The sequence below is a fragment of the Pseudomonadota bacterium genome, from assembly GCA_023229365.1.
Classification (GTDB): Bacteria; Myxococcota_A; Polyangia; order JAAYKL01; family JAAYKL01; genus JALNZK01.
Genome location: JALNZK010000190.1, coordinates 1 through 7,448, shown reverse-complemented (window position 1 = coordinate 7,448; position 7,448 = coordinate 1). Strand labels below are relative to the sequence as shown.

11 protein-coding genes are annotated in these 7,448 nt (G+C 67.8%); 4 read left to right on the top strand and 7 right to left on the bottom strand.

All coding sequences use genetic code 11. The features are described from left to right. A partial coding sequence (locus M0R80_30400) for a C45 family autoproteolytic acyltransferase/hydrolase (GenBank protein ID MCK9463950.1) occupies window positions 1-1,033 on the top strand: 1,033 nt, incomplete at its 5' end. Between the two features lie 17 nt (window positions 1,034-1,050). Here M0R80_30400 and M0R80_30395 read toward each other — a convergent pair. Next, a complete protein-coding gene (locus M0R80_30395; GenBank protein MCK9463949.1) occupies window positions 1,051-1,392 on the bottom strand; it encodes a hypothetical protein in 342 nt (113 codons plus the stop codon). A gap of 305 nt (window positions 1,393-1,697) precedes the next feature. Between M0R80_30395 and M0R80_30390 the strand changes: the two genes are divergently transcribed. Both M0R80_30390 and M0R80_30385 read left to right on the top strand, forming a co-directional pair. Further along, complete coding sequence (locus M0R80_30390; protein ID MCK9463948.1) at window positions 1,698-2,189, top strand: hypothetical protein; 492 nt, start codon at window positions 1,698-1,700, stop codon at window positions 2,187-2,189. After that, a complete protein-coding gene (locus tag M0R80_30385; protein ID MCK9463947.1) occupies window positions 2,186-2,479 on the top strand; it encodes a GIY-YIG nuclease family protein in 294 nt (97 codons plus the stop codon). Before M0R80_30390 ends, M0R80_30385 begins: the two co-directional genes overlap by 4 nt. A 44-nt stretch (window positions 2,480-2,523) precedes the next feature. Here M0R80_30385 and M0R80_30380 read toward each other — a convergent pair whose 3' ends face one another. Then, window positions 2,524-2,874: a restriction endonuclease gene (locus M0R80_30380; GenBank protein ID MCK9463946.1), complete on the bottom strand. Its 351-nt coding sequence runs from the start codon at window positions 2,872-2,874 to the stop codon at window positions 2,524-2,526. Window positions 2,875-3,221: 347 nt separating this feature from the next. Beyond that, window positions 3,222-4,097, bottom strand: a complete 876-nt coding sequence (locus tag M0R80_30375) for a hypothetical protein (GenBank protein MCK9463945.1) — start codon at window positions 4,095-4,097, stop codon at window positions 3,222-3,224. A gap of 154 nt (window positions 4,098-4,251) precedes the next feature. Here M0R80_30375 and M0R80_30370 point away from each other — a divergent pair, with 154 nt between their 5' ends. Next, the gene (locus tag M0R80_30370) at window positions 4,252-5,403 is read left to right on the top strand and encodes a hypothetical protein (protein ID MCK9463944.1); all 1,152 of its coding nucleotides are present in this window, start codon (window positions 4,252-4,254) and stop codon (window positions 5,401-5,403) included. Here M0R80_30370 and M0R80_30365 read toward each other — a convergent pair. From M0R80_30365 to M0R80_30350, 4 genes are read right to left on the bottom strand one after another with little or no spacing between them, the layout of a single operon-like run. Next, the gene (locus M0R80_30365) at window positions 5,400-5,831 is read right to left on the bottom strand and encodes a DsbA family protein (protein ID MCK9463943.1); all 432 of its coding nucleotides are present in this window, start codon (window positions 5,829-5,831) and stop codon (window positions 5,400-5,402) included. The genes M0R80_30370 and M0R80_30365 overlap by 4 nt on opposite strands. A 25-nt stretch (window positions 5,832-5,856) precedes the next feature. Next, complete coding sequence (locus tag M0R80_30360; protein ID MCK9463942.1) at window positions 5,857-6,474, bottom strand: peroxiredoxin; 618 nt, start codon at window positions 6,472-6,474, stop codon at window positions 5,857-5,859. A 12-nt stretch (window positions 6,475-6,486) separates the two neighbouring features. Further along, window positions 6,487-6,708, bottom strand: a complete 222-nt coding sequence (locus tag M0R80_30355; GenBank protein MCK9463941.1) for a hypothetical protein — start codon at window positions 6,706-6,708, stop codon at window positions 6,487-6,489. Between the two features lie 52 nt (window positions 6,709-6,760). Next, the gene (locus M0R80_30350) at window positions 6,761-7,216 is read right to left on the bottom strand and encodes a DUF3659 domain-containing protein (protein MCK9463940.1); all 456 of its coding nucleotides are present in this window, start codon (window positions 7,214-7,216) and stop codon (window positions 6,761-6,763) included. Window positions 7,217-7,448 lie beyond the last annotated feature (232 nt).

Sequence of the window (7,448 nt, the reverse complement as noted above, 5' to 3'; positions counted from 1 at the left end):
CGCCGCCTCGCACTCGTACCCCGCGGTCATCGAGGAGTGCGAGGGGATGGTGGCCGCCGCGGGCGACGTGGGCTGGACCATGGAGCTGTGCCTGCTCGTCAACTTCGGGGACGTCCTGGTGGAGTACCTCGGCGAGTACCTGCCCGTGAAGGGCGCGGGGACGGCGCTCGCGCCGGGGTGCTCGCAGCTCATGGCGCGCGGCGCGGCGACCGCGGACGGCCGGCTCTACCACGCGCGCATCCTCGACTGGGGCGACATCGACTACCTCGTCGAGTTCCCGGTGATCTTCGTGCGCGAGCCCGACGGGCTGAACCCCCACGTCACGGTGGGCTTCCCGGGGAGCCTGAGCCCGTACACGGGCATGAACTGGCACGGGCTCAGCATCGGATCCAACGAGTCGGATCCGCTCGACGGCGATCAGCACGACCTCGTCGGGCGCAGCCACGTCCAGATGCTCGGCATGCTGCTCGCGTGGGCGGACTCGCTCGACGCCGCGACCTCCGCGGTGCTCGGGTCGGATCACATGACGGTCGAGCAGTTCGGCATGGCCGACGGGACGGCGGGGGAGGCGGCCGCGTTCGAGATGACGGCCACGGCGGTCGGCGTGCGCGCGCCCGAGGACGACGTGCTCTGGCTCACCAACCACTTCGTCGACGAGACGACCGCGGGCCTGGACATGGAGCCCGCCGGCGCGTCGAGCCTCCTGCGGTTCGACAGGCTCTCGCAGCTCGCGGCCCCGGACGGCGTGGACACGCGCTACGGCGAGATCGATCCCGAGGTGCTCGTCGAGATCCTGCGGGACCGCGTGAACCCCTACACGTTCGAGGAGAGCTCGATCGACGACTTCGACAACGACTCGAGCCTCGCGACCAACGGCGCCCTCTACCAGATCGTCTTCTCGCCCGAGGAGCTCGTGTTCTGGGTCGCGGCCGGTGCGATCCCGGTGCCGCAGCAGCCGTTCGTCGGCTTCTCGGTGGGGGAGCTGCTCGGCATGGACGGCGCGGTGGCGGCGGAGCCCGCGATCATCGAGTAGGGGCGACCGGCCGGTCGCTATTCTTCGGAGGGAGCTGCATCCGCACCCGCATCCGCGTGTGTGTCCGAGTCCGTATCGGTATTCGTGTCCGTGTCCGCGTCGGTATCGTCGTCGGTGTCGCTATCCGTGTCGGCGTCGACGTCGCAATCCGGCAACTGGCAATCACACCAGTACCACCCGGTCCCGTCCGAGTTGCAGACTTGGGTGCTCTCGAAGGTCATGCCACTCCATTCGCCCTCGCAGGTACACTCTCGGACGTCTCCCGGCGAGCAGAGCCTATAGTCCTCGTCTCCGCAGGCGACCATCACCAGAATCCCGGCCGCGAACGCGGACGGCAGGATCGTTCCGAAAGACTTCATCTCATCCCCCTCGGCGACTCTTCGCGCGCGTAGGCAGCATGAGCGCACTTTGGCTCTGGCAAATCGATATGAAACATGTTCCGCGACAAAGTTCGACCCTGGCGAACTATAACACTGCTCGGAGAAGCCCTGAAAAAAGACCTCACCAGGGCGGAGGCTGACGCCGGTCCCTGTCGCTCTTCCGCCTGCCGCGCGACCTATCGGTCGGATAGGTCCGATAAGTCGGATCGGTCCGAATCCCGCGCGGCGGAGAGAACGAGCGAGAAGAGGCGTCGACGGAACGGTCAGACGCGAGCTTCCCGGGCATGGACGAGCTGCCGAACGCTGCGGTAGAGTCGTTCCACGCTGCGCGAGGAGGTGACGACGTGATCGCGTTGACGGCCAAGGCGGCCAAGCGGTGGAAGATGCGGTACGCCGCGCTGCCCGCGGTCGACACCGGCGCCTGGGTGGTCGACCTCCTCAAGCTCGACAAGGGACCGCTGCTCGTCCTCATCGTTCACCAGGACTCCCTCTTCACGCGGATTCGCCCGGCCGCCGAGCTCAAGTCCCTCGAGCAGGTGGCCGCTGAGATCGGCAAAGTCTGGCCTGAGCAGAGGTCGGACGTCGCCGAGATCTACAGGAACGGCAACCAGCGGGTCACGGGGTCGATCACCGACATGAAGCACTTGATTCGCGCCCATGCGAAGTTCGACGAGCTGGCCCAGATAGAGGACAGCATCAACGACTGCCCATTCTCGGCGATCGACATGGAGCACCCGCGGGGCAGATTCGAAAGGCTCTCGGCGGCGACGAGATGAAAGTGATCTACAAAATCACGTACCCGAACGGGAAGATCTACGTCGGCAAGGATCTGACCGACAGCATCAACTACTTCGGAAGCGCCAACGGCAGCCTCATCGCCGAGGACTTCACCAGGGAGCAGCGCCGTGACTTCTCGATCCGGAGGGAGATCATCTGGGAGTCCGAGACCGCGACCGACAGCGAGGTCGCGATGAAGGAAGCGGAGCTGATACGCAAACACAGGGCGAATGATCCGGCGGTCGGATACAATCGGTGGCCCAAGTTTCGTGAGGGGGATGTCTCATAGACAGAGAGCGTACCGCGGGTGCCCGAGCGCCATTTCCGACGCCGTCACTTTCGGAACTCCTCGAAGAACGCTACATCGACATCGAAGGTTTTCTTCGGCCGGAGGCCGATCTCGGCAAGCTCGAACATGGCGACAAGCTTGTCCTGGTCGACCAGCTCGATCGGCGGCACGCCGTCACGGGTCGATTCCTTCCGCGCATCAGATGTGAAGGTGCCCGTCGTCAAGATGATGCCCTTGTCCGCTCGGCCCGCCATTGCGCCTCTGAAGTCACGGACCTGGCTCACGTTCACCTGCCGCCCGTCCTTGTAACGCTTGCACTGGAAGAGCACTTTGAACGTCACGAGCGGGTTGACCGCCAGCACGCCGTGGCCGCCCGGAAAAGGTCTCAAGGTCATTTAGCCGGGGTCATGCCGCGAGGCGGGGAGCCCTTCTTCGGAGGAAATCTGGGCATGTCGCGAAGTGGGGGGCCCTTCTTCGCAAGAAATCTGGGCATACCGCGAAGCGGGGGGCCCTTCTTCGGAGGAAACCTGGGCATATCGCGAGGTGGGGGGCCCTTCTTCGGAAGAAATTTGAGCATACCGCGAGGTGGGGAGCCCTCCTTTGGAAATTATCTGGGCATATCGCGCGGCGGGGAGCCCTTCTTCGGAAGAAATCTGGGCATATCGCGAAGCGGGGAGCCCTTCTTCGGAAGAAATCTGGGCATATCGCGAAGCGGGGGCTGCCCCCGATTGCGCCGCGGAGGTCAGTCGCGCGCGAGGACGAAGTCCTGCGTACAGATGAGGGTCCCCTCGTCGCAACCGCACTGGCCCTCCTCGCACGAGAGGCAGGGGCCGAACGATCCGTGCGCGGCCACCTCCGTGCAGCCCGCGTTCGGCGTCATGGAGATCGTCATCATCCGAGACGGGCAACCGACCGGGTCGTGCTGGATCTCGAGCGTCAGCGTGTCGCCGCTCTCGGCCAAGGGCAGGCCCGCCTCGCTGCGATCGACGCACGCCCCCGCGTCGCTCATCCAGATGGGTCCGATGGTGTAGCTCGCCACGTACTGCCCGGCCGCCTCCTGCGCGATCCAGACCCGGGCTGTCGTGCCCTCGCAGTCCTCGCGCTCGACCTCGGTGAACCACGTGCCGAGCGGGCAGGTCAGCCCACTGCTGTCGGTGAGGCTGCTGTCGGAGCCGACGTCCCCCTCCGCCACGCCGTTCGCGAGGTCGACGTCGATGTCTCCGAAATCCGTGTCCTCGGTGAGCGTGATCGTCTGGCTTTCCGCGCCTCCGCCCATGAAGATCAGCGTGGCCACGGGGTCGCCCGCCGTGTCGAGGACGAAGCACCCGAACGGGATCCCGTCCGCGTCCAGGGTCATGACGACCTGCCCGTCCCCGTCCGCCGTGCCCGTGCCCGCGGCCGGAGGATCCGCGAAGGTGACGCAGTACAGCTGGTAGCCGACGAGCGGATCGCCGAGATCCAGGAGCGGGGTCCAGGACTTCGCCGCCTCCTCGCCGGGCGTCTGGGCGCCCTCCACCAGCCTCGCCGTGAGCTCGATCCCCTCGCCGTTCGCGCTCGACCCGTCGTCGCCGCAACCGAGAGCCAACGTCAGGCACAGTGCAATCGTCGCGTGTTTCATCCTCTTCCTCCACTTCCTTCGGGGCGGTGAACGAGCGAGCCGCTCCACGATAGTACCGCGATAGGCAGCGGGTTCGGCTCATTTTCGTCTTCCATCCCCCCGTGCGGTCGTCGCATACTCCGGGTGCCCGAGAGGGAGAGAGGGAGGACCCAAGATGACCGAAAAGCTGACCGCGGCGGAGCTCGTCGCGCTCGTCCGCCGCGTCTTCATGCCGTCGGCCAGGGACAAGCGGCTCGCGATCCTCGTCGATCTGCCGGACGACGTGGTCAAGGACCACGAGACGTGGCGCGCCCGGCGCGAGATGGCGGCCGAGTGGGCGGCGCTGCTCCAGGAGAGCCGCGCGCAGCTCGCCCTCGACGGGGTCTCGCTCGTGTTGTACCCGAACACGCGCTCCAACAACGCGAACCTCCCCGCGACGGCGCGCTACGGCAAGGGCGGCGGCATCCCGGCGCACGCGCGCGACCTCGAGGGCGAGGCGGTCCCGTTCGACGCGGTGTTCGAGACGCACCAGATCATCCTCGCGCCGACCGAGTTCTCCGCCACGGCCCCCCTGAAGCTCGCCGCGCCGTCGGCCGGCTTCCGCGCCGCGACGATGCCCGGCTTCAGCGCCGCGATGATCCCGTCGCTCCGGCTCGACTACGACGTGATCGGGAGGAAGGTCTCCCGCTTCAAGCGGATGCTCGACGACGCGACCCGGTGCGACCTCCTCTTCCGCGCCGAGGGACGGGCGCACGAGCTGACCCTGGACCTGCGGCACCGCATCGCGCACGAGTCGAGCGGCCTGTTCCCGCACGCGGGGCACGCCGGCAACCTGCCGTCGGGCGAGGCGTACATCGTCCCGTACGAGGGCGAGCTCCCGGGCGATCCGTCGGGCTCGCGCGGCGAGCTCCCGGTGCAGCTCGGCGACGACGTCGTCGTGTACCGCGTGGAGGGGAACGTCGCGGTCGAGGTCGTGTCGGACAACCCCATGTCGCGGGCGGAGGCCGAGCACCTCCGCAAGGAGCCGGCGCTGGGCAACCTCGCGGAGCTCGGGCTCGGCGTGCTCGGCGACTTCGGGATCCAGCCCATCGGCGAGCTCCTGCTCGACGAGAAGCTCGGGCTGCACATCGCGTTCGGCCGCTCCGACCACTTCGGCGGGCAGGTGGGGCCGAGCCGCTTCTCGGCGCCCGACAAGGTGCTGCACATCGACCGCGTCTACATCGAGGCGTTCCAGCCCAAGGTCGTGATCGAGCGCGCCGAGCTCCACATGGCCGACGGCGGCGCGATGCTGCTCATGCGGGACGGCGCCTACGCCGTGGAGCTCTAGCCCGCGATCCCTTCGAGGCGGTTGATCAGCCGGTCGAGGCCGGCGCCGGGCCAGGACTTGACCCGCTCGCCGCGCACGTAGAGGACGTTGTGCGGCAGGTCCTGCACCTCGCCGAGCCAGTCCCTGTTCGCGCGCGCGAAGCCGCCGCGCGGCCCGGTCGCGGCGGTGAGGGCGCGGGCGATGGCGTCTGGCGTGCCGTCCTCCTCCTCGTCGTCCGCGGCTTCCTCGGACCGGTCATCCTCCTCGTAGAGGAAGATCCTGCCCACGCGCAGCTCCGTCCACCGGCGGTCGGTCTCGAGGAAAGCGGACAGCTCCTCGGTCCACGCCCTGCACACGGGGCACGTGGACTTGGCGAGCACGATCAGGGCGATCGGCGCCTCGACGAGCTCGCGCCAGGCCTCCCCCGCGGGTGTCTCCAGTCGCCTCATGGCATCCTCCCCCTCGCGGCGAACCCTACCCCACGAACTTGTCGCCCTTCTTCCAGCCGGCGCCGCACAGGCCGCCGCTCAGGAGCGCCTGCACGGTCCGCAGGACCTCCTGCGGGTTGCGGCCGACCGAGAGGTCGTTGACGCTCACCGCCCGCACGACGCCCTGGCCGTCGACGACGGCGGTGGCGCGGAAGGCGACGCCCTGATCCTCCTTGAGCACGCCGAAGGCGCGGCTCAGCGAGTGGCTCGTGTCGGCCACGATCGGGTGCGTGATCTCCTGGGGGAAGGTCTCGCGGTCGGCGAACCAGGCCTTGTGCGTGTAGAAGGAGTCGGTGCTGGCGCCTATCACCGCGACCTTCTCGTCCTCGAAGTCGCCGAGCAGCTTCTGGAAGCCCTTGATCTCCGTCGGGCAGACGAAGGTGAAGTCCATGGGGTACCAATAGAGGACGTACCATCGCCCCGCGAAGTCGGCGCCGCAGAGGGTCTTCTGCACGCCGTTCACGTGGGCGACCGCGGTCCATTCGGGTGCCTTCTGTCCGACCAGGCTCATCGTCCCCTCCCTCCGCGCGAGCGCGTTCCGCTTCGCCTCGCCGCCAGAAGAAGGTAGCCACGACTCGCCGCGTTGCAAGGAGCCCGGCGCCATCGTCCCGGCAGGCTAGCCCCCGCACCCGGACGCGCACGTCTCGCGCTTGTCGGCGCACTCCTTGTTGCACGGGCCGGTCTCGCCCGTGAGGACGTCGACGCAGCTCGTGGTTTCGACGCACGACATGTAGTCCGTGTTGCACTCCTGCCGGCAGGCCTCGTTCGCCGCCTCGAGCGCTCCGCCGCAGCCGGAGGCGAACAGGGTCAGCGCGACGAGGATTCTGAAGAACGACATGGGCTCCTCCCGTGTTGGGGTTGGGGTCGACGCCCATGATACCGCATTCGGCTCAGTACGTGTGCAGCGGCTCGAAGAAGAAGAGGTACGCGGCGGAGATGTGCCGACAGGCCGGGTAGTAGCCGTCGAACCGACCGCGGGACGAGCCGCTCGAGTTGCGCACCGTGCCGTCCTGCTCGATGCGGCCTATCGACGAGCCCGAGGAGCCGCGCAGCGTCCCGTCGTCCTCGACGCGGCCGATGGAGGAGCCGCTCGAGTTGCGGACCGTGCCGTCCGGGTCCACCTTGCCGATGGAGGAGCCGCTCGCGTTGCGGACCGTGCCGCCCTCCTCGAACCGGCCGACGGAGGAGCCGCTCCCGTTGCGGAAGGTCCCGTCCGAATCGATGCGGCCGACCGAGGAGCCGGTCCCGTTGCGCACGGTGAGGCTGCACCCCTGGTAGGCACCCGCCTCGTGGGCGACGAGCGCGGCGATTGCTCCTATCGCGACGAGCGGAAGAACGAATCTCATGGTAGATCTCCTTTTCGAGAGTACCAATTTGACGCACGTATTCGAAGAATAGTCACGAGGAGGATGGATGATGCGGAAGGCGGCTTTGGGGACGGTTCTGGTTCTCGCTTCGGCGGCGGCGTTCGGCGGGTGCGGCAACGACACCCACGTCGCGGCCGGCGACGCGGATTCCGACACGGACACCGACACGGACACCGACACGGACACGGACACGGACACGGACACCGACACG